This window comes from Quyinboa ferrireducens, assembly GCF_042436675.1.
Lineage (GTDB): Bacteria > Bacteroidota > Bacteroidia > Bacteroidales > UBA5342 > JBHJHP01.
Window position 1 is genome coordinate 1 of the sequence record NZ_JBHMVA010000100.1, and the last position, 699, is coordinate 699.

Below are 699 nucleotides of genomic sequence, written 5' to 3' on the forward strand. Positions count from 1 at the left end.
CATGCACTATGACCGCGTGTTGTACCCAGTTTTTTATTTTTTTTCAATCGTATCCAAAATCAAAAGTTCGGATAATTTTATTTTCTCGGTCAATCTCAATAAAAGTTTCGAAGTGCAGGTAGATCCAATGAATTTCATCGAGTTTGTCTGAGTCTTCTTTAAAATTTTCTTTTGATAATTGCCAAACTCCATTTTTAAGATTTGTCCGAGACCAAATCACTTTTTCTGCTTTTTCAATGAGAATTTTAGCATCTTCTCTGTCGTCTTTCCAATCAATAGTTTTGAATTTGATGAACCATTTTTCAAAGTCGGCTTTAAATTGCAAGAATTTGAAGTCAGAGATTCCAATTTTTTCAAACTCGTATGGTCTTGAAAAATTTTTAACTGCTACTTCTTTTTCCTTTTCATCCATCTCCGGATGATAAAGACTTTTTCCTAATACTCGAGTTTCAATTAACGTTTTTAGAATTTCTTTATCTGTCCGTAGGAAAAAGTCTGCTCCTGTCATTTGAAATTCATAGATCAGGAACCATTGGTATTCTCTCCAAATCGTGTTAAAGTAATTCAGCTTTATTTTAGAGGTTTCTGTCATTTTTCAAATTAGCCACAACGTTCCCGCGTATACTGTCAGGACAAAAGAGACAGCCCGCGAATGTTGATATGTTTTGTTTAAAAGTACTGCCATGCACTATGACCGCG

1 protein-coding gene is annotated in these 699 nt (G+C 34.2%); it reads right to left on the reverse strand.

Translation table 11 applies throughout. The features are described from left to right. Positions 1-43: 43 nt before the first annotated feature. The gene (locus tag ACE01N_RS20605) at positions 44-592 is read right to left on the reverse strand and encodes a hypothetical protein (protein WP_380592987.1); all 549 of its coding nucleotides are present in this window, start codon (positions 590-592) and stop codon (positions 44-46) included. Positions 593-699: the final 107 nt, after the last annotated feature.

Coding starts and splice junctions, on each gene's coding strand:
- ACE01N_RS20605 (WP_380592987.1), bottom strand. CDS start 592: ATGACAGAAACCTCTAAAATAAAGCTGAATTACTTTAACACGATTTGG.